Origin of the sequence: Bacillus cereus group sp. BfR-BA-01492, from assembly GCF_022662815.1 — a bacterium.
Lineage (GTDB): Bacteria > Bacillota > Bacilli > Bacillales > Bacillaceae_G > Bacillus_A > Bacillus_A cereus_BD.
Genome location: NZ_JAKUEH010000026.1, coordinates 1 through 21,407, shown reverse-complemented (window position 1 = coordinate 21,407; position 21,407 = coordinate 1). Strand labels below are relative to the sequence as shown.

Sequence of the window (21,407 nt, the reverse complement as noted above, 5' to 3'; positions counted from 1 at the left end):
ACTTTTTATAAAAAAAAGGGGGGGATTGACGGATGCTCAATACACAAAATACATGGACACCGTCTTTATTTCGAAATTATAAAAATGCTGAACACGATGCGTGTGGAATCGTTTCCGTTATAGAAAAGCGAAGAATTCCTACAAAAGAAAACATCGACCTTTGTATACAATCACTTATTAAAATGAATCATCGGGCTGGTTTCATTAATGGTGAAGGAGATGGGATCGGTATTCACATTGATTTACCAAAAGAACTTTGGAAAGAAAAATTAAAAAATAGCGGATATAATCCAGCGATTGTGGAACACCCTCACTTTATCGTTGGACATTTTTTTCTAGACAAAAAAGCAAATATACATCATTTAAAAAATGATGTACGTCAAAAATTAGAGCAAAACAATCTCACCATTATATTTGAGAATGATAATGTGGTAAACTCTGATGCACTCGGTCCTCTTGGGAAACAAGAAGAACCCGTATTTTGGCAAATTGCCATGATTGCAGAGAAAGGCGCTATAAATATTGATCAAATGCTATTCTCTTTAACAATTGCGATTGAAGAAAAAAGGCATGTTCACATTTCCTCACTTAGTCAACATCATGTCGTTTATAAAGTGCTCGGAGCTGGTGATACACTTGTTGCTTACTATAATGACTTACAGCATCCGCTTATTGCATCAACAATGACATTAGGACATAACCGTTACTCCACGAATACATTATCTAATTTTTTTCGCGTACAACCGTTTAGTATTCTTGGACATAATGGTGAGATTAATACGATTGCTACATTACGTGATCAAGCCAAAATGATTGATGTACCACTTACTGCTGGTGGCAGTGACTCTCAAGATTTAAACCGCACCTTAGAAACACTTCTCATTCATTACAACTACAGTTTATTCGAAGCAATGGACATCTTATTTCCACCGATTATAAATGAAATAAAATTATATGAAACGCACTTACAGGATTTATATACGTATATACGTGAAGCGTGGGGACATTTTGCCCAAGGGCCAGCTGGTATCATTTCACGTTATAAAGATGAAGCCGTCTTTAGTGTCGATTCCCTTGGTTTACGACCAGTTTGGAAAGTAGAAACAGAAACTTCTTTTATTTTTTCTTCAGAGCCAGGAATCATTTCGCCAAATGAATATGTAGCAGAACCGAAACCTCTTGCACCTGGAGAAAAAATCGGATTACATTGGCAGGAAGACACCCTTGTTCTCTATGAACATGAAAAGTATCAAGAAGAAGTATTCAATCGTTTCACACAGCGAATTGATGTGACAGACTACCATCTGAATGTAACCATTCCAGCTATAGAGAACATCCATGGACAATCTGATACTACTCAAGTAGAAACCGAGGAATATGTTGCGTTTGGATGGAATCGTGAGCATATTCAACTTCTTGAACAAATGGCTGCAAAAGGAGTTGAACCAATTCGTTCTCTCGGGCACGATGCCCCCCTCGCTGCACTTGATACAGATAGACGTAACATCGCTGATTTTATAAAAGAAAGCGTAGCAGTTGTTACAAATCCAGCTATTGACCGCGATAGAGAGATTGAGCACTTCTCTACACGTATCGTACTCGGAGAACGCCCAAGTTTATCACATACGTCTCATCATCCATTTGTGATTGAACTTTTATCGCCGATTATATTAGAAGGGAATTTTGCCCAGTCTATAACAGATGATTTAGAAACCATCACCTATGAACAACTCCTTCAATTATTTGTGACTCATAGCACAGTTTATAAATTATCCATGACTTTTACATCATCAGAAACATTATATGATGCGCTGAATCGAATCAATGAAGAAGCAATTATGGCTGTCCGAAAAGGAGCTACTCTATTAATTTTAGATGATGCGACAGCGCACAAAGATGGTCAATTATGGATGGATCCACATTTAATCACAGCTAGTATCCATCAGGCATTAATGGAAAAACAACTGAGAAGAAACTGCTCTCTTCTTGTTAGATCTGGTGCTCTTCGTTCGATGCACGATCTTGTGACGCTATATGGATTCGGTGCAGATGTTATTAACCCTTACTTCATGTTTGCAACTGTAAATGATGGTACAACATCACCAATCGTCAATTTGTATGCAGCATTAAATAAAGGGCTTGAAAAAGTAATTTCCACGATTGGAATCCATGAGCTACGAGGTTATGGTCGCCTCTTTTCTTCCATCGGATTACATGAAGAGATTGCAAACATACTGCAAATTACAAATTTCTTTGGGGCTGATCATTTAGCCTTCTCACTGACATCACTTGTAGAAGACGCAAAAGCTCGAGCAACGGATTATAACAATCCAAAGGTAAAAATGCGAAAAACGTTCCATATATTCCCACGCATTTGGAAAGCGATTGGCGATGTGGCGAAAGGAAACCAGTATGATGATTTTCGTGAAAAATTAACAGAGCTAGAAGAAAAAAATCCAATCGCAATTCGGCATCTTGTTCAATTAAAAGAAGCAGAACAAGCCGTACCACCTGAACAAGTTTCTATCGCCATCAAAAATCATAACTTACCATTTATGATTAGCTCCATGTCCTTTGGATCTCAAAATGAAACTGCCTTCCGCGCTTATGCGGAAGCTGCCGAGCGTTTAAATATGATTAGTCTAAATGGTGAAGGTGGAGAAATTAAAGATATGATTGGTAAATATCCACATACACGCGGCCAACAAATTGCATCTGGACGTTTTGGTGTAAATGCCGAACTACTTAACTCATCAAATTTAATTGAAATCAAAATCGGGCAAGGGGCAAAACCTGGTGAAGGCGGGCATTTACCAGGTTCAAAAGTAACTTTAAAAATCGCTGAAGCACGAAACGCAACTATTGGCTCAGACCTCATTTCGCCTTCTAACAATCATGATATTTACTCCATTGAAGACTTAGCTCAAATGATTACTGAAATTAAAACAGCGAATCAATTTGCAAAAGTGGCCGTGAAAGTTCCTGTTGTTCCTAATATTGGAACGATTGCCGTTGGTATTGCAAAAGCTGGGGCTGATTTTATTAATATAAGTGGATTCGATGGCGGAACTGGAGCCGCGCGTATTCATGCCCTGCAACATGTCGGCCTTCCTGTAGAAATCGGAGTGAAAGCTGCTCATAACGCTCTTCTTGAAGCAAATATGAGACATCAAGTAGAAATATGGGCCGATGGCGGTATTCGGAGTGTCAATGATGCGCTTAAAATTATGCTTTTAGGTGCCAATCGCATCGGTTTCGGTACTTTATCCATGATTGCAATTGGCTGCACAACTTGTCGCGGCTGTCATTTAGATACATGTCATGTAGGGATTGCAACACAAATTGAATCAGAAGCACAAGCAAAAGAGCACGGCCTCCGCCGCTTTATCCCGCGTCAATTCGAACATGCTGTAGAAGGCTTACTAAACTTATTTACTACTTTTGGAGAGGAACTGAAACGATTAACAGGAATACTTGGTTATACAAATTCACAAGAAATTGTTGGACGTTCAGATTTATTAGAGCAAACTCGCGGTACAGATTTATTGGATTTGCACAGTTTATTACACACATTAAATATCCCACCTTCCACTTCAATCCAGTCTATACAAAACGAGCAACATATTGTAATGAATACGACCCGCTCTAAAGAATTAGTTGGTGTTAGCGTGGATCAACGCGTAATGGGAGGCTTAGAATCATGTTATCGCGTTCGTAGTAAGCTGTATGAAAATAATACTCTTGAACCGCTCACTCTAAAGTATACAAATGGATCTATTCCAGGTAACGGCCTAGGAGCTTATAATAGTGAGAATTTATTTATTCACGTCAATGGTGGTGCTCAAGATGGTATTGGAAAAACATCATTTGGCGGCGGCGTTTATATTACAAAATCAAAAGGAAAAGACGGGGTATACTACAACGGCTCGGTCGGAAAAGGCTTTGGATATGGTGCTCAAAAAGGGGCCTTATATGTTCAAGGAAATGCTGATGCACGTGCAGGAATTCGTCTTTCAGGAGCAGACATGATTATTGGCGGCAGAATTACAAAGCCACTTCGTTCAAAGGAAAATGGCAACTTAGGTTCCTATGCAAATATAAAAGGATTCGCCTTTGAATATATGACAAATGGTCGCGCTCTTGTTTTAGGAGATCCTGGTCCATGGATTTGCGCTGGTATGACAGGTGGCATTGTCTATTTACGTCATCAACCAGAACTAGGTTTAACAAAACAAGCTTTAAAAAGACGGATTGCCAAAGGAGCAAATGTTACATTACACCCGCTTAGCAAGCATGGTAAATTAGACGTTACCGAATTATTAACAGACTATATTCGAGTATTAAATGAACATGAGCAATTTGAAGAAGTTGCTCTCTTAACACCGTTACTAGATGATATACAAAAGCACTTTTATGAAATCATCCCGAAAAAAGAACAAGCGGATCCATCCGTTTCAACTGAATAATTTTATCTTCATAAGAATTGACTAAGTGAATCACGCATAGTAATCTATAATAACAAATTGAAACCTGCTGACATTCAGCGGGTTTTTTCACTAAAAATGATGGATTCAAAAAAGGGACAATTAAAAAAACTTCACTAGTCTTTTTACATGAAATTGATTTGAAATGTCACTAAAATATCACTTGCTAACATATTGTAATGAATGTATAGTATCATGTTGTACATTCACTATGACAAGAAGAAAGGATATCAATAAGGGTATGAAACTTGGTGCTCGCATTTTAAAAACGGGTATTGCCATTACATTAGCATTGTTTGCTAGTATTTTGCTCCATCTGCCAAGTCCAGTATTTGCAGGGATTTCAGCCATTTTTGCTGTACAACCATCTGTATATCGCTCATACTTGACAGCACTCGAGCAAATTCAAGCAAATGTCATTGGTGCGGTCTTTGCCATCGCATTCGCTTTTGCTTTTGGAAATAATCCTTTTATTATTGGATTAACTTGTATACTAGTTATCGCTCTTACATTACAATTACGTTTAGAAAACACAATATCAATCGCTTTAGTTACAGTCATTGCTATTATGGAATATCAAGGTGAAAATTTCTTTGATTTTGCATTACTACGCTTTGCAACGATTATGACTGGAATTATTGCTGCTTCACTTGTAAATTTAATATTCATGCCACCAAAATACGAAACAAAACTATATTACCGTATCGTTGATAATACAGAAGAAATTGTAAAATGGATTCGTATGAATAGTAGGCAAGCCTCAGATTTCACAACATTAAAAACCGATATCGATCGCATGAAAGAAAAGATGATTAAGCTCAATCATTATTACTTGCTTTATAAAGAAGAACGAAGCTATACAAAGACAATACGATTTGCAAAAATTCGTAAGCTTGTTTTATTTAGGCAAATGCTTGCAACGACGAGCCGTGCTTTAAGTACGTTAAAATCATTACATCGCACCGAGAATGAGCTGCGCCATATGCCAGAATCATTCCAAGAATCCATTCAAAATGAACTAGATTCCTTAACAAATTACCACGAACAAGTTTTATTAAAATTTATCGGCAAAGCGAAAAAGCAACAATCGGTAGAAATGTTAGATGAAGTTGAAACAGGTAAACAAGAATTGATTGATATTTTTATGGATTATCAAAATAAAGATGATGAAGAATCTTATAAAATATGGCTGCATCTGTTTCCTCTGATCTCCTCCATTATTAATTATAGTGAGGAAGTGGAGCATTTGGACTTACTGGTGGACAGTTTTTACACCTATCACAAACCAGAAGACGAGTTACAAATTAGTGAAAAACAAGCCGATGAATAAGAAACAACCCCTTTAGCGTAAAGGGGTTGTTTCTTCTATATGCTGAAGTTGATACAAATTATAATACAATCCACGCTGCTCCATGAGTTGCTCATGAGAACCTTTTTCCTTGATTTCTCCATTTTCAATATAAATGATTGTATCAACATGCGTAATCGTTGCGAGTCTATGAGCAATGATAATCGTTGTACGATCAGCAGCTAACGTTTGAAGAGCTTCTTGAATATATCTTTCATTTTCTAAATCCAAAGCTGAAGTTGCTTCATCTAATATAAGCAATGATGGATTTTTTAAGAACACACGAGCAATCGCAATACGCTGCCTTTGTCCGCCAGATAATTTTACTCCTCGTTCCCCCACTATCGTATGATACCCATCTGGTAAATCAATAATAAAATCATGAATCTGCGCGGCCTTTGCAGCTGCAATTACCTCTTCATCTGTAGCATTTGGATTCCCATATAAAATATTTGCTCGAATCGTATCACTAAATAATAAATTATCTTGCAATACAATCCCGATATGGCTGCGTAAATTTCTCATTTCATACTCTTTTACGTTTACATCATCTATATAAACGGCACCGCTAGATACATCATAAAAACGCGGAATTAAACTCGCAATGGATGATTTTCCTCCTCCACTTGCTCCAACAAGCGCCACTTTTTCCCCAGAAGCAATAGTAAATGACAGATGACGTAATACGTCTGTTTCTTTTTCATTATAACGAAACGAAACATCATCAAATACAACTTTTCCATCTAATTTTTTCGTTTGAATTGCATGATCGACATTTACAATCTCATATTTTTCATCTAATAATTCGAAAACACGATCCATAGAGGCAAATGATTGTGTCAATGTTGTAGAAGAATTCACAAGACGTCGCAGCGGACTATATAAACTATCCATATATCCAACAAAAGCAACCATCGTCCCGAGCGTGAGGTTCCCATGAATAACTTCATATGCTGCAAACACAATAACAAGCAATGGACCTAAATCTGTTAATGTATTCACCGCTGAGAATGTTTTAGCAGTCCAACTTGTATGATTCAATGCTTTTGTTAAAAAATCATTATTTCTTTTTTCAAACTGTTTCTGTTCATATTCTTCAAGTGCAAAACTGCGCGTTACTTGCATGCCTTGAATTCGCTCATGTAAATAACCTTGCATCGTTGCAAGTGCTTGCGAACGCACTCTCGTTAATTTACGAAGACGACTGAAAAAATATTTTACTGCAACTGCATAGATTGGCAAAATAAATAACGCGACAAGCGTTAATTTTATATTCATAGAAAACATAACTACCATGGCAATTAAAATTGTAGCTGTATCAAGCCAAACGTTCATCAATCCCGTAATAACAAAATCTTTCGTCTGCTCTACATCATGAATCACACGTGAAATAACTTCACCTGTCTTCGTATTTGAATAATACCGTAAACTTAATCGTTGCAGATGATCAAAAATATGTTTCCGTAAATCATAAAGCACGGTATTCCCAATGCGCTGCGCAAAGTATTGACGATAATATTCAATTGGCGGTCTCAACACTGCAAAAATGAAAAAAGTAATTCCAACTGCTGTTATTAATTGCGATGTTTTTTCTTGAAGTGAACCTCCGCCTTGAATAACATCATCAATAATATACTTTAATAACCATGGCATAATAAGCGGAATACCAAATTTAATCAATCCAATAATGATGGTGATTACAATCAGCCATCTATATGGTTTTACAAATTGTAAATACCTTTTTATTCCTTGCATATAACTTCCCCCTTAATAGGACAAACCTGCTGGGAATACCCTAGCAGGTTTGTTTTAATCTCTATACATTAAATAGCGCTCATACCACATATCTACAAAGTCCGGTGCAAACGGTCCTTTTCGCTGATGAATCCACTTTCTTAAATATTCTACGTTCCTCTTTAAAATTGTATCAATGACAGGTGGATACTTCATCATTTTGCTATGCTTCTCATACTCATCCTCATCTAAAAGAGTATATGTCATATCTGGATATACTTTAATATCCAAATCATAATCAATATACTTTAGCGCTTCAAGATCATATGCAAATGGGGAACTTAAATTACAATAGTAGTATACACCATCTTCTCGCAACATCCCAATTACATTAAACCAATAATTTGCATGAAAATAACAAATTGCTGGTTCACGAGTAATCCATGTTCGTCCATCTGATTCCGTAACAAGCGTCCGATCATTCGCACCAATCACTAAACTTTGTGTTCCTTTTAAAATCGTCGTCTCTTCCCACATTCTATGAATGGAGCCATTATGTTTATAACTATGTATCTGTACTTTTTCTCCTTCTTTGGGAAATCCCATACATGCTCCCTTCCTTCACTGCAAATGCCCCTCTCAAGTTGTCAAAACTTCTATTGAACCGCATTTACTTTTTTTCTATTATAACTTTTTTGTCGAAATTTTAAAACTAAGCCGTTAGCATTCGCCTAAAAAACCAGTCCTCTGCATAAGATAAGAAAAAGCCCTTCTTCAATTCATTACGGAAGGGCACGTAACGATATGATGAACATATCTCTAATCCTTAGTTAGAAATGATCTTTTCCTTTTCAAAAGAATGAATGACCTCATTTGTCTGCTTCTCAAATTTTTCATGTAACAACTTTAATGCTAATTCTGTTTTGGATATTTCTTGACGAATAAAATATAAGTCCTTGTGATCATATTTCTCTTGCTCATTACTTTCAATTTGTTGGTACCTTTCTAAATGCGCTTGTAGTTTTAAAAGTTCGTCCATTATTTGCAACTGCTCTCCTACCAACTTATCAAATGAATTCATCAGCTGCCCCCTTTATTTATGTATCCTAAATTTATATAAGATACATCGTCTACTACATATTTTTCTCATTTGATACATCGTTCTCCTTTGACTACATTTGTTGACTTATTAGAAGTTATGTCGCTATCTACTGTATGACTCATCACTTTATTTCATTACAAAGAAAACACTTCCCTTGGAAAGAGAAGTGTTTTTCCTTTGTTACTGATTTGTGCTAGAAGATTGTGATTTTTTTGCAGCTGATTGTGCGTTTTGCTTTTTCACTGCTTGCACATCCGTTTCAGTTGCAAACTCTGTACCATAGCTTGCATTTGCACTTTGAGTACCAGAAGCTTGCGCCTTTTTCGCCTCTGATTGTGCGTTTTGTTTTTTCACTGCTTGCACATCTGTTTCAGTTGCAAACTCTGTACCATAACTAGCATTTGTGCTTTGAATGCTAGCGCCAGAAGTTGCTTTGTTATAACCTTGTTGTTTTTTGTTCATCTTTCTCACCTCCACAACTAATAATGTCCCCAATCATATAAAAGATATCCCCCTATTTATTTTTTCACGAATGTATATATCTATTAACGATCATTCAAACTACATATGATGGAGGTGTAAGTATGTATGTTGGACGTGATATGGCGGAGTTAACAATGATTTCAAAGAAAGAATGGAAAGAAGAAGAATTAGCTTATTTTCATCATTCTTTACAACAAATCATGCCATATTTAAATGTAGAAGGCCAAACAATATATAAAGAAATTATAAAAGAGATTGAAGCTCGCGGTGGCTTTCATAAAAGCGAGGCCGATGGGACTCATGGCACTCGTATTTCTTATGACTAAAAAACGTGTTCCCTAACTTGGGAACACGTTCCATCTCCATCCTTTCTTACCAGTTGTAAAAGACCAAATCGGAGAAGTTACTCGGCCACCATATCGGTCTTCGACTTTGATATACCAATGATATGTTGTATTTTCCTCTAAGTCTTTTAATTTCACTTTTGCATTACGCCAATTTGCCACGAAATTATCTTTGCCAATCACTTCATCTGTATAGACGTTTACCTCTACATAATCTGTTGCAACTTGTTTGATCGCAGGTTTTAAATCCATATCTAATGTAAATTCATCTTTCCCTGGATATTCTTCAGGTTTATAGAAATTGTATTCATTTAAATATGGAGAATATGTTTTTACATACATTTTATTTGCAGTTGTATCAAATTGTAAAACGCGCATATATCCTTGTCCACCTTCTGGTCCACCTTGATAATCAGCTAACATTTGATATACTTTACGATCTGCAATTCCATCTCCATCATCATCAATTTCATCAATTAATGTCTCGCTATCATGATAATGTCCGCATAATACCGCCAACACATTTTTATTTGGCTTTACGACTTCATTAAAAATTTTCTCCCCAATTGGGCTGCGATTACCGGATACAAGTAAATATTCATGGAATGATAAAATTGCTTTTCGGTTCGGATACTTTTCTAATACTTTCTTCATCCATTGAATATCTTCCTCTGTAACCCCCCAGCCCATGTAAAGCATAATGAAATCATTGCCGTTTGCTGAAATTAAGTCGTAATGACCACGATTATTTTTATAACTTTCCCCGTAAAAAGGTTTATCTTTAAAACGCCAGTCTCCAAAATATTTAGAGTATGATGTATAGTCCTCTCCTTTATGATCTACATCATGGTTTCCTGCTAACACACCATATGGTACATTTCCATTCTCTAATACTTTCATATATTCATCTGCACGCTTCCATTGAACTTCTTCATATGCCTTCTCAACAATATCACCTGTATGAAATACATATTTAATATTGAGCGGGTTCTTTTGAGCAGCTATCCAATTTACTTGACTTTGATAAATATACGGATAACTTTCAGCATAGTATTGTGTATCCGACATCCAAACAAATGTATAATCAAATTTATTTGGTGAACTTGGAATTTGATCTTGTACAATTACACTTACTTTTTGATTTTTCACATATTCTTTTGCAACAACTGTACCATTTAATTCAAAATCTTTATCTCCAGCAATTTTCGATGTTAGTTCTACCCATTTATTGATTGTATAGTTCCATGCATACATCGTAACTTTTCTGCCTGCTAATGAACGACCGTACCATTTCACTTTTACTGCCGCATCATCTTTTACATCCGCAGTAACCTTTACATCGAAACGATGATATGGGAACTTTTCTGTTGATTCTGTCGTATAGTATTTCCCGTCTTTTTTACTCACTTTACTTATCTGCTCCTGATTCAATTGTTGTTCTCCACCTACTTCAAACTCTTGCGGTGGTTCTTGTTCTATCTTATTTTCTGAAATAGCAATATGATCTGTCTCATTTGGTGTATACTTATACCCTTTATAAAAAGTAGCCTTCATCGCATCATTTGTCGGGTCCGTAACTTTCGCTTCAAGTGTCGGGTTTGTACTTACATTGTCCTCTCCATCTATAGGGGCAATAGGAATAGGATTCGTCGGATCTTCTGCCCATGTTTCAAATAGAACTGTCTTTTCCTGACGATTCCCTACTTGGTCTTCAGCCTCTATATGTAACTCGTGCTTGCCTGCTGACAGCTGTGCAGATGATGTTTCATATGGGGTCATAATTTCTTTTCCATCTAGTAGAACCTTTTTACTCTTTACTCCTGCAATCTCATCTGTCACTGTTACATCAATTGGAATTTCCCCTTTATATTTCTTGTTATTCTGCACTGTAGTTGAAATTTTTGGTGCTGCATTATCTACTTTTACAGTTGCAACAGCCTCTTGATTCACACTATCTCGTACTGCGATGCGATGATTTCCATCTTTCACCGGTTTTGTATCCCATAAATATGCATTAGAAATAAACTTTTCCTCTGGAACTTGAAATGCAAATGAAAATGCAGGTGTTGCTGTGTCCCCATCGCCAATTGATAACTCTTGCGATGGATTTGCAAAATTTGGATCATATAAAGTCGTTCCATCCGCTAATACAAGGCGTACATTTTTTAAATAAAAATCATCTTTGTTCTCTTCAATTCGATCATCAAATGGAGAACTTTTAGAACCTGAACGAATATCAATTTTAAATGGTTCCTTATATTTAATTTTTGATTGATCAATTTTGACAGTTAATGTGACATAATCATTATACGTATCATCAAATATATGCAATACTTCATTGCCAATTGTAACGGCGTTTTTAAAATACAAATCTGTTTTCTTTACATCAAAAGCAAAATAAGCTGGCTTCTCTAATGTACGATATATATTCGTCTCCACTTGTTTATCATCTATAAACAAAGCAAGCTGCTCAGACCAATTGGAAGAAGACGTCCCTTTTAGTAAAACTTGTCCTGCGACGACTTCGTCATTTTTAACATTTAAGCGAAGTGATCCTTGCTCTTTCTTGTTAGCGACTTGAACGGAATATATATCGCTTTTCACTATATGAAAACCATCTGACACTTCTAAATAATATGTTATATTTTCTTTCCCGATTAGCTCTGGAGAATAAATTGTATAGTAGTATTGTTTATCTTTACGATCTTCTACTAAATCTACCATTTTATACTCTGCATCAATATTTGTTTTATAAAATAATTTCACACTTTTAACTTGTTCATTATTAAGAACAGAAAATTTTAGTTTATGATCTTGTTCTTCTGAAATTTGTCCTTCTGCTTTCTCATGTAAGATTTTTGGCAACACAGTATCCTCTTTTAATTCAACACGTTTGGCTGGCACTTGTCCTTCAAATATTGAACCAGGAGAAGCCGGATGTTCTGCACTACTAATTTTTTGCATTACTTGTGAACTGTCCAACGGATAACGGTATAAAATCCCTTTATTTGCTTTCACATCATTCGGATTTGTTTGTTCATTATAATAGGCAGATGCGATTTCTTTCCCTGTTTTCGTTGCTACAATCACTCCGCGTGCACTTCCGTTTGCCATACCATTTGAATGGATTTTAACAATATTTTTATTTTCTACTAAATTTACACCAAATTGTTTATTAAAATCCGCTACTGTTTTTTCTTTATTTGGACCATTTATAATCCAAAATACAAGCGTCTGTCCAGACGGAATGACAATATCATCCGGTACGGCTCCCCAAATTAAATCCCCTTCTGCTCCTTCAGATGGATACCGATATCGAATTGTATAATCTTTAAAATTGATATCTTCTGCGCTGTTGTTATATATTTCAATAAATTCATAGCCATCTGCTCCTCCAACATTTGTTGTATCAGGCGTGACTTCCGTAATTAAAAATGGTGGTATCCTTTGCGGATCTACTTCTTTATGTTCAATTTTCGTTTCATAGGATTGTTCCAACGTTTTTTGATTCCCTTGCACAACAATTTTATAAGATAAAGTGTTTCCCCACAGCTCTTTTTGAGGAATTGTCACCTTATAAATCTCACTATTTTCTTCTTTTGTCATTTGCATTTTTTTATGCGCTAACTTACCATCTTGTGTATATAAAACCGATACAGTTTCGCCACCTTTAATGGTAGCAGTAATTGTTAAATCTTCTGTTTCTTTATGAACAGGAACAGCTGTATGCTCAATCGTAATATCCGCTTGTTCTGATGTCTTTATTGTTTCTTCATTGGCACTGGTTTTCTCTTTAGGAGTATGAACTGTTTCGTCTGTTTTCTTTTCCGCTTCTGTTTGATAATTCTCATTTTGTGTAGGTTGCTTTTCAAGTGCTTCTTTGGAGTTAGGCTCGATGGCTTTTGGCGGTAGTGGTTTACTGTCTGTTGGAACATCCTTTTTAGATTGAGATTCTGATGGTAGTGCTTCTTCTTTCTGTGATGGAAATGTCGTGTAAGTTCCTGGTGAGGGTATTGCATTTTTTACTTCTTTTTTTGTTCCATTTAAAAAGGAATGTGTTGAAATCTCTTTATTTTCTTTTTTTGTTTCAAAAAAATCTATCGTGTTTTGCTTCTCATCTTCTACTTCGATTTTAATATTTTCATCCCGTAAATTATCCGTTACAAATAAAACATCACCCTCTTTTATTTTCGTCTTATAACGCTCATTCACCTCATTCATATTTTTATTTCCAAATACGAGTAACTGCGTTGCTTTCGGTTGAACAGACTTTTCCTCATTTTTTACATTTAATACTTCCCCGTTTACTTTCAACTGAAGGTTCTTCATATCGATAATTTTCTCTGATGGATTATACAATTCGATATAACTGAAGTCATCTGTATAATGCACTTCTGAAATCAGAACTTGCTGTTTCTCTTCTTCAGCCAAAGAAACTTTCAGCGGTGCAGCTAACGTTTGAATGAAAAAGGCTGCCACAATTGCTGAGCAAATTGTTTTTTTAAACATCGTCGAGTCTCCTTTCCTTTTCACTACAAATTCTATTTTATTTCTCCTTTGTTAAGACAATATGAAATATTTGTAATTTTTCGTTATGTTTATGTCGAAAAAACTCCAGCCATCAAGGCTGGAGCTTTTCCACGCATTCTTCGTAAATAGTGCGATGTGCTTTTGAAAATGGTAACTGTTCAAAGGCTTCTTTCGTTACAACCTTCAAAGTATCTGTTTCCACAATTTCTTCCGTTATTTTTCCATAAAATACAAATATATCCCATGTCCGATGTGTAAAAGTATGCTGTACATTCATCGCATATTCATCAACTGATACAGAAAGGTCGAATTGTTCTTTCGCATAATCAATAAGCTGTTGTTTTTGATTTCGAATCCCTGCACGAATTTCAACATTTGGAAATTCCCACATATTTGCAAGTAATCCTTCGTTCGGGCGTTTATGAATCACATAACGACCATCTTCTGTTTGAAGTACACCAGCAACAAGCGGTACCATTTTAGGAGCTTTCGCTTTACTTTTAACCGGTAAATCCTTTTGAACACCTTCAGCGTATCCACGGCAATGCTCTCGTACAGGACAAAGTAAACAAGCTGGATTTTTCGGGATACAAATTAATGCTCCTAGTTCCATTAACCCTTGATTAAAGTATGATGGGTTTTCTGTTGAAATGATTTCACGTACAATATCTTCAAATATTTTTCTTGTTTTCGGCTTTGCAATATCTTCCCAAACGGATAAAATACGAGATAATACACGCATAACGTTTCCATCAACTGCCGGTTCAGGTATTCCGTATGCAATACTTAAAATAGCACCTTTTGTATACGGTCCAACCCCTTTTAATTTTTCAATTTTTTTTACATCACTGGGAACTTTCCCGCCGTATACTTCTTTAACTTCCTTTACAGCTGCATGTAAATTCCTTGCTCGTGAGTAATACCCAAGGCCTTCCCATGCTTTTAACACTTCTTCATCTTCAGCATCTGCTAATGCTTCTAGCGTCGGGAACTTTCCCATGAATTTTGCGTAATATGGTTTTACAGCTTCCACTCGTGTTTGTTGCAACATAATTTCAGACACCCAAACACGATATGGATCTTTATTTTTACGCCATGGTAAATCCCGTTGTTCTTTTTCAAACCAATCAATTAAATCTTCTTGAAATTGCTTTATATTAAAATCATCTAATATTTCAAGTGTCAAACCGTGTCCCCCTCATTTTTTGCATATACGTACTATTATAAAGATTTTAGGAAAAAATTTAAGTAAGATAATGCAGGAAATAGAAGGCAAATGACTTGAGGTGTTGAATAAAAAGAGTTACATTAATAAAAAATGGAGGTGTGTTTTTATGGACACAGCCACTCATCTTGTTATGGGGGTCACATTAGGTGGTTTAGCAACTTTAGATCCAACTATAGCTCAAAGTGATTTTGGACCTCAAGCTGTGATGCTTGCAACAATTGCAGGTTCCAATATCCCTGATATAGATACTGTTTTAAAGCTACGTAATAATGCAAAATATATCCGAAATCATCGCGGAATTACCCATTCCATTCCTGCCGTTATTCTTTGGTCATTTCTTATAAGCGGAATTTCCTTCGCCTTCTTTACAGAAGTTCCCTATCTTCACCTGTTACTTTGGTCATTTATCGCTGTCTTTCTTCATGTATTTGTTGATATTTTTAACGCTTATGGTACACAAGCATTACGCCCTTTCACAAAAAAATGGATCGCGCTTGGTGTCATTAATACATTTGATGCCATTATTTTCTTTATCCACATCTTAGCGATTGCCTGTATGCTTGTTGGTGCTCATAAAGGTTATACTGCTTTAGCTGCGTATGTATTAATGACCGTATATTATATAGGCCGAATTATCATGCGACAAAATGTGGAAAACGTTGTGTACAAACGTTTTAAAAATGTAGAAAACGTGATTATCTCTCCTTCTTATCGTTTTTATCATTATCATTTAGCTGTTGTCACAACAGAGCATTACTATGTTGCTCGTTGGCACCGCGGCAATATTATGGTATATGATAAATTTGATCGAGTTCCGTTTCCAGAAAATGATATTATGCATGCTGCGAAACAAGATGAGAATATTGCCGCTTTTTTATCTTTCTCTCCTGTCTATCGCTGGGATATTTTTGACTACGATACCTACTATGAAGTGCGCTTTATCGATTTACGTTACCGCAGCAAAGATTACTATCCGTTTGTTGCAATCGTTCAATTAGATCACAATTTAAATATTATTAGTTCCTATACAGGTTGGATTTTCAGCGAGGAAAAACTTCGTAAAAAATTAGAATTACTTCCACATTAAAAGAAGCGACCAAGAGCGGTCGCTTCTTTTAATGTTTTATATGTTCTTCTTGATTAATAAAATGGCTATATTTAGGATTATTTGTACGCATTTCATGAAGTCTTCCACCATGATTTTGAATCCATGCTCTTACCACTTGCTCCGTCATTTTTTCTCCTTGATAGCGGCCAGATTTTGCATATGTTGCTTGAAAATCTTCCCATAACAACTCAACCCATGCGCGAGCCTGAGCATAAGATAAAAAATTATTTTTCGCCAGTAGTTCTTTTGTTAATGTTTCATAAATATCATTCATGTTACATTCTCCTTTTATTTATTTTCTTAATTTCTAGAGGATATTTTCTTCTACTTTGCACATTCTATTAGTGATACTTCTTAACAAGTATCAAATGATAATGAGGGGGCGTTCTTCTTGGGTAGACAAGCCGAATTTTGGTCTGAGTCAAAAAACAACAGCAAAATAGATGGTCAACCGAAAGCAAAAGCACGTTTTGCTTCCAAAAGACCTAACGGCACAATTAACACGCACCCACAGGAACGTATGCGTGCTGCAAATCAGCAGGAAGAGGAATAGTGTACATTACATTCATTTAACTTCCTACACGAGGTGATAAAGATGAGCTACCGCGATCACTTAGATAGTCGTTCTGAATTATTTAACCATACGTGGACACGTCCAAAACATGCAAAAGCACAAGTAAATGGACAAACGCAACAAACCCAGTCTCTCATTATATTGGCGAATGAATGTAAAAAACGTCAATTTTAAAATCTCCTATCTCCTTTAACGCCTACCAAAGATAAAAAACCAGAGAGATTTTTCCTCTCTGGTTTTTTATCTTACTATTGATAGACTGTATCCCACCATAAAATTCAGAAAAGAAACGGTAAGTTTTTTTCTTCGAGACGTTTAAGCCTACGCATTTTGTTATCATTTATAGTACATCGCTTCTTTCATCATGCAGCTCTGATTTGGTTGGTTCATTCAGTCTAATCAAATTAACCTTTGAAATTACGAGGAAAAAGCAGTTCCATTTTTGATACCTTTATTTCTCCTTCAGTAATGAAATAGGAATACCAATTTCTTCACTGTCATTTTGTTTATGCCCCCAAGCAAATACCCCATTGAAATACGTAATTGTAAAGAATACGCCTGGTTCTTCTACTAATTCATACGTTTCGCCAATTTGAAACTTATTCATATCTGTCATATAAGCGCGAGCCATTGCTATTTTTCTCATTAATACGTCGAATTCATTTACAATGCCAAGTTGCTCTGCCTTTACAGCCTGCTCTTTTAACATTCCAATTTCTTCTCTTAGTTCATGTGATGTCATTTCACTGTATCTCTTAGGCATATTCATTCTATTCCCTCATCCCTCTTCACGTTTCATTTGTAGAAATCCCTCTATTTCATCAATCGAAAATCCTTTTCGATATAATGCTTGCTTCATCTTATTTTCAAACGTCCAACCATCATATTTCTTATACTTCTCATAATATTTGTTCCCATGATAGTATAACGCTTCTTGTTGTTTGGAATCATCTTTTTCTTCTTTCAATTCTTCTAAACAAATTTGAATCACATCACGCGAAAATCCTTTGCGAATGAGCATATCCTCTAACTTTTGTTTCATCTGTAAAAAAGAATGCTTTTGATAAGATTTTTTCTTTTTTTCTACCAACATAAATGCGTTATCAATTTGCTTTTCTTTTGGATATTCTTGCAAACTATGGGTAATAATAACTTCTTGAACGCCTTTTCTTAAAAGTTCTCTTCTAATAACAGACGGCCCCTTTTGATTTACATTACTTTGCGTTCGCACATAGAAAACAGCGTACTCTCTATCATTAATATAGCGATCATGTAATAATTTTGAAATTACTTCAGAGATGATGGCTTGTCCCACTTCTTTTTTTTGTAAATATTCTTCTACTTCCTGTTTCGTTCTCATTTGATAAGATAAATAAGAAATAGCTTGCAAATATGCTTTTTGCACTTCCTCATTGTATAAAATATTAGCGATCTTTACTTCATCAATTTCTAAGCCTTTTTGCAATCCATGCTTAATTAAAATAGTTTGATTTACACTAAATCCATATTCCTCGCCTTGTCCCTTATCAATATAAATATTAAATCTTTCTTTCGTTCTCTTTTGTACTTCTATTTTCGTAATGACAGCCATATTTTTCACCTCGCTACTATTTTAACATAGTTATGTCGCAATTTTATTTTTGATGAATATATATAAGAAGGGATTTCTTTGAAAACCATACTTTTTGAAGGGACTGGTTTTATTGAAACATAACTAGCACCCTTTTTAAATTCCAAAGACATACCGCTTATGTTCTCATTCTGACATTCCATACTATCGCATACAATATAGTACTTCTAACATAGTAAAATTAACAAGATAATAGAAATGAGGTCCCTATGAAAATACTATTCAAGCAAGCCATTGTATATCCAATTACATCTCCAAAGTTGCAAGGGGATGTATTAGTCGTAGAAGACAAAATCGGCGAAGTTAAGCCATATATTGAGGCAACCCAAGATATGACTGTCATCGATGCAAGAGCACTTCACCTTTTACCCGGATTTATCGACGTTCATACTCATCTTGGATTATACGACGAAGGAACGGGTTGGGCTGGAAATGATGCCAATGAAACCTCAGAAGTATCAACTCCACATATTCGTTCTTTAGATGGCATTCATCCCTTTGATATCGCATTTCACGATGCTGTAAAGGGCGGCATTACAACTGTTCATGTCATGCCTGGAAGCCAAAATATTATTGGTGGCACTACATGCGTGATTAAAACGGCTGGAACTTGTATCGATCATATGGTTATACAAGAGCCAGCCGGATTAAAAATTGCTTTTGGGGAAAATCCAAAGCGTATTCATAGTAATGGTACAAAAGAATCCATTACCCGCATGGGGATTATGGGATTGCTGCGCGAATCTTTCTATGAAGCACAGCATTACGGCAATGATGCTGATTTTCGGATGCTTCCTATTTTAAAAGCATTGCGCCAGGAAATCCCCGTACGCATTCATGCACATCGCGCGGATGATATTCGTTCTGCTCTTCGTTTTGCAAATGAATTTAGCCTCGACTTGCGCATCGAACATTGCACAGAAGGACATTTCATTGCTGATGAACTCGGGCAACATCATTTAAAAGTTTCTGTCGGCCCAACACTTACACGTCGTTCAAAAATTGAACTCAAAAATAAATCTTGGGATACCTATCACATTCTAGCCCAAAAAGGGGTGGAAGTTTCCATCACAACTGATCACCCTTATACCCCCATTCAATATTTGAATGTTTGCGCAGCCCTTGCTGTTAGAGAAGGGTTAGATGAGAAAACTGCCTTAGAAGGCATCACTATTTTACCAGCACGCAACTTACGCTTAGAAAATAAAATTGGGAGTATTGAGTCTGGAAAAGATGCCGATCTTGTTTTATGGACACACCAGCCATTTCATTATTTAGCTAAACCTATTCTGACTATGATTGATGGGAAAATTATTTACAAAAAAAATAAAAAAAACTAGTTTCTTTTTTTGGCTAGATACAGTATGATACGAATATAAATTGAATGAAACCATAATCAATTTGTGTCGTGATTGTTTTTCAAATTGATGAATGGGGAAGGCAAATGGTGCGCCACCAGCATTATAGACTGGTTCTAGTGGGTTCGATTCCCACCCCGAAATTTTTTAAAGTTTGATATAAAAATTTCGAGGGTGGGATGTTTTTTTCGTCATGCTACCCTCGCGTGAGGAGGAGTTAGTATGTTAAAAAAACGCGACTTACACGACAGCCACGTTCTATACGAATTAATGGTGGATCCAGCTGTCTTCCCTTTTGTGCGTCAAAAGGCTTATTCATATGAAGAATTTCTATTTTTAACAAAACAAACAATTGAGGCCGAAGAGCGTGGAGAATTAATTTCACGAACGATTTTAGATGAATGGGGCAATCCTATCGGTACAATTACTCTATTTGATATTCAAGCAAAGGCAGGTTTTCTCGGTACTTGGCTCGGAAAGCCATATCATGGTAAAGGATATAATAAACTTGCTAAAGATGCATTTTTCAGTGAGCTCTTCTATGAACTGGATATTGAAACAATTTTTATGCGCATTCGCAAAGTAAATATTCGTTCCATTAAGGCAGCTGAAAAACTAGAATATGTGAGCTTAGCAAATGAAACAAGAAAAGCTGTTTATGATCAAATTAATGCACAAGAAGAAGTATATAATTTATATGAAATCTCGAAAGATCAATATACATTAGCTACAATGCGTGATGCTACATTCCAAGATGCACATCATTTAAAAGAAGCATAGATTCATACTCACTTATTATGTATATCACCTCTTATCATTGGAAACGATAGATAGTAACTTTATGATACGAGGTGAATGGTAATGGATAAGAAAAAGCGTGAAAAAGCAAGAAATACATTATCTAGTACACAAGAGGTTCTTTATCAAAGAGAATTTAAAAGAGCTGATCGTGCAGCCGGTTATCGTCCAAAAGGCGTTTAGTGATAGGAAAAGTTTCCTGATGAAACAGGAAGCTTTTTTCTGTGGAAAACTTTATCCACAGAATTAATAGAATTGTGCATAAAGTGAAACTTTAATCAGTGGGGGTTTTCTTCATATCCACTCATTATGAGTTCTCACCAATCGGGGTGTTACGGGCAGTAAGGCTCCCACCTATCTTCCTTGCTTCTCTCTGAATCTTGAGATGCAAAATAAATGAAACTGTGATGGAAGCAAATATAGAAGTTACTCACATAGAAACCATTTAATTTGTGGATATTTTTTCTGAAAATTGTGGATTATGTGGATATCATTGTTAATATTCTGATTAAACTTGATATTGAAATCGCATTCTTTTTGTGGATAACATAGTTAAGAAACCCTCTTTCAAATAGTGAACTGTACCCCGAATCATGGACACTTAAAAAAAGCCCCATGATTCGGGGTTTTTGTGTATTTTTATCAAAAAACCTCGTTATAATGGAACCAATGATAGAAATGAGGTA

The 21,407-nt window shown here is 35.9% G+C and carries 18 protein-coding genes; 9 read left to right on the top strand and 9 right to left on the bottom strand.

Features of this window, described 5'->3' with window-relative positions; translation table 11 throughout:
- Window positions 1-32 precede the first annotated feature (32 nt).
- On the top strand, window positions 33-4,466 hold the full coding sequence (locus MR063_RS20270; protein ID WP_242201062.1) for a glutamate synthase-related protein: 4,434 nt from the start codon (window positions 33-35) through the stop codon (window positions 4,464-4,466).
- Window positions 4,467-4,725: 259 nt separating this feature from the next.
- Entirely contained in the window at window positions 4,726-5,814 is a 1,089-nt protein-coding gene (locus tag MR063_RS20265) for an aromatic acid exporter family protein (protein ID WP_242201076.1), read from the top strand.
- 12 nt (window positions 5,815-5,826) lie between these two features.
- On the opposite strand, the gene MR063_RS20260 is transcribed toward MR063_RS20265, so the two are convergent.
- From MR063_RS20260 to MR063_RS20245, 4 genes are all read right to left on the bottom strand, one after another.
- Entirely contained in the window at window positions 5,827-7,587 is a 1,761-nt protein-coding gene (locus MR063_RS20260; RefSeq protein WP_242201059.1) for an ABC transporter ATP-binding protein, read from the bottom strand.
- Between the two features lie 54 nt (window positions 7,588-7,641).
- Window positions 7,642-8,172, bottom strand: coding sequence for a nucleoside tri-diphosphate phosphatase (ntdP, locus tag MR063_RS20255; protein ID WP_011983560.1), 531 nt, complete (start codon window positions 8,170-8,172; stop codon window positions 7,642-7,644).
- 220 nt (window positions 8,173-8,392) lie between these two features.
- Window positions 8,393-8,647, bottom strand: coding sequence for a YgaB family protein (locus MR063_RS20250; RefSeq protein WP_242201056.1), 255 nt, complete (start codon window positions 8,645-8,647; stop codon window positions 8,393-8,395).
- Window positions 8,648-8,848: 201 nt separating this feature from the next.
- Window positions 8,849-9,145 (bottom strand): gamma-type small acid-soluble spore protein, encoded by a 297-nt coding sequence (locus MR063_RS20245; protein WP_081428424.1) that lies wholly within the window; start codon window positions 9,143-9,145, stop codon window positions 8,849-8,851.
- Window positions 9,146-9,252: 107 nt separating this feature from the next.
- Between MR063_RS20245 and MR063_RS20240 the strand changes: the two genes are divergently transcribed.
- Window positions 9,253-9,477 (top strand): hypothetical protein, encoded by a 225-nt coding sequence (locus tag MR063_RS20240; protein ID WP_242144443.1) that lies wholly within the window; start codon window positions 9,253-9,255, stop codon window positions 9,475-9,477.
- A 12-nt stretch (window positions 9,478-9,489) separates the two neighbouring features.
- On the opposite strand, the gene MR063_RS20235 is transcribed toward MR063_RS20240, so the two are convergent.
- Both MR063_RS20235 and mutY read right to left on the bottom strand, forming a co-directional pair.
- A complete protein-coding gene (locus tag MR063_RS20235) occupies window positions 9,490-14,004 on the bottom strand; it encodes a lamin tail domain-containing protein (protein WP_242201054.1) in 4,515 nt (1,504 codons plus the stop codon).
- Between the two features lie 112 nt (window positions 14,005-14,116).
- On the bottom strand, window positions 14,117-15,211 hold the full coding sequence (gene mutY / locus MR063_RS20230) for an A/G-specific adenine glycosylase (protein ID WP_242201051.1): 1,095 nt from the start codon (window positions 15,209-15,211) through the stop codon (window positions 14,117-14,119).
- A gap of 148 nt (window positions 15,212-15,359) precedes the next feature.
- Between mutY and MR063_RS20225 the strand changes: the two genes are divergently transcribed.
- Complete coding sequence (locus tag MR063_RS20225; protein ID WP_242201049.1) at window positions 15,360-16,340, top strand: metal-dependent hydrolase; 981 nt, start codon at window positions 15,360-15,362, stop codon at window positions 16,338-16,340.
- 28 nt (window positions 16,341-16,368) lie between these two features.
- Here the strand turns inward: MR063_RS20225 and MR063_RS20220 are convergent, their stop codons facing one another.
- Window positions 16,369-16,635 (bottom strand): YfhJ family protein, encoded by a 267-nt coding sequence (locus tag MR063_RS20220; RefSeq protein WP_242144439.1) that lies wholly within the window; start codon window positions 16,633-16,635, stop codon window positions 16,369-16,371.
- Between the two features lie 117 nt (window positions 16,636-16,752).
- On the opposite strand from MR063_RS20220, the gene MR063_RS20215 reads away from it, so the two are divergent.
- Window positions 16,753-16,914: a small, acid-soluble spore protein K gene (locus MR063_RS20215; RefSeq protein ID WP_011983551.1), complete on the top strand. Its 162-nt coding sequence runs from the start codon at window positions 16,753-16,755 to the stop codon at window positions 16,912-16,914.
- Window positions 16,915-16,956: 42 nt separating this feature from the next.
- The gene (locus MR063_RS20210; RefSeq protein ID WP_002174744.1) at window positions 16,957-17,109 is read left to right on the top strand and encodes a YpzG family protein; all 153 of its coding nucleotides are present in this window, start codon (window positions 16,957-16,959) and stop codon (window positions 17,107-17,109) included.
- Between the two features lie 277 nt (window positions 17,110-17,386).
- Here the strand turns inward: MR063_RS20210 and MR063_RS20205 are convergent, their stop codons facing one another.
- Both MR063_RS20205 and recX read right to left on the bottom strand, forming a co-directional pair.
- Window positions 17,387-17,704, bottom strand: coding sequence for a YfhH family protein (locus MR063_RS20205; protein WP_242201047.1), 318 nt, complete (start codon window positions 17,702-17,704; stop codon window positions 17,387-17,389).
- A 9-nt stretch (window positions 17,705-17,713) separates the two neighbouring features.
- Window positions 17,714-18,526, bottom strand: coding sequence for a recombination regulator RecX (gene recX, locus MR063_RS20200; RefSeq protein WP_242201042.1), 813 nt, complete (start codon window positions 18,524-18,526; stop codon window positions 17,714-17,716).
- A 248-nt stretch (window positions 18,527-18,774) separates the two neighbouring features.
- On the opposite strand from recX, the gene MR063_RS20195 reads away from it, so the two are divergent.
- The 3 genes from MR063_RS20195 to MR063_RS20185 all read left to right on the top strand — a co-directional run bounded on the left by MR063_RS20195 (window position 18,775) and on the right by MR063_RS20185 (window position 20,904).
- Entirely contained in the window at window positions 18,775-19,905 is a 1,131-nt protein-coding gene (locus tag MR063_RS20195) for an amidohydrolase (protein WP_242201041.1), read from the top strand.
- A gap of 240 nt (window positions 19,906-20,145) precedes the next feature.
- On the top strand, window positions 20,146-20,703 hold the full coding sequence (locus MR063_RS20190; RefSeq protein ID WP_242201040.1) for a GNAT family N-acetyltransferase: 558 nt from the start codon (window positions 20,146-20,148) through the stop codon (window positions 20,701-20,703).
- An 81-nt stretch (window positions 20,704-20,784) separates the two neighbouring features.
- Window positions 20,785-20,904: a YfhE family protein gene (locus MR063_RS20185; protein WP_242144434.1), complete on the top strand. Its 120-nt coding sequence runs from the start codon at window positions 20,785-20,787 to the stop codon at window positions 20,902-20,904.
- The last annotated feature ends 503 nt before the right edge of the window (window positions 20,905-21,407 follow it).